Genomic DNA, 499 nt, shown 5'->3' on the forward strand with positions numbered 1-499 from the left:
GAAGCCGCGGCCGTCACCGGCCTGGCCCGGCACGCGCTGAGGCTGCTGGCCCGCGAAGGCTTCGGCGGGCCTGCCGTCCTCGAACGGCTCAACGCGGCGATCCTCGACGAGGGCGCCCGCAGCCGCTTCCTCACCCTCCTGTACGGCGAGTTGTGGCCGCAGGAGGACGGCAGCGCGATCCTCAAGGTGGTCTGCGCCGGCCATCCGCTCCCGCTGCGCCTGCGCCAGGACGGCACGGTCGAACCGGCCGCCGAACCGCAGCCCCTGCTCGGTGTGATGGAGGACCTGGAGCTGTACGAGCAGACGATCACCCTGGACCCGGGCGACGTCCTGCTGTGCGTCACCGACGGCGTCACCGAACGACGCGAGGGCACCCGCATGCTGGGTGACGACGGCCTGGCCGACGTTCTGACGAGCTGTACGGGACTGACGGCGGGCGCGGTCGCCTCCCGCGTCCTGCGCGCAGTGGAACGCTTCGCCGCCGAGCCGGCCTCCGACG

1 protein-coding gene is annotated in these 499 nt (G+C 73.1%); it reads left to right on the forward strand.

All coding sequences use genetic code 11. From position 1 onward, the window contains the following. Positions 1 to 499: PP2C family protein-serine/threonine phosphatase (locus tag BFF77_RS32080; protein ID WP_245704020.1), on the forward strand; the 499-nt coding region annotated here is incomplete at both ends.

It is taken from the genome of Streptomyces lushanensis (assembly GCF_001700515.1).
GTDB lineage: Bacteria > Actinomycetota > Actinomycetes > Streptomycetales > Streptomycetaceae > Streptomyces > Streptomyces lushanensis.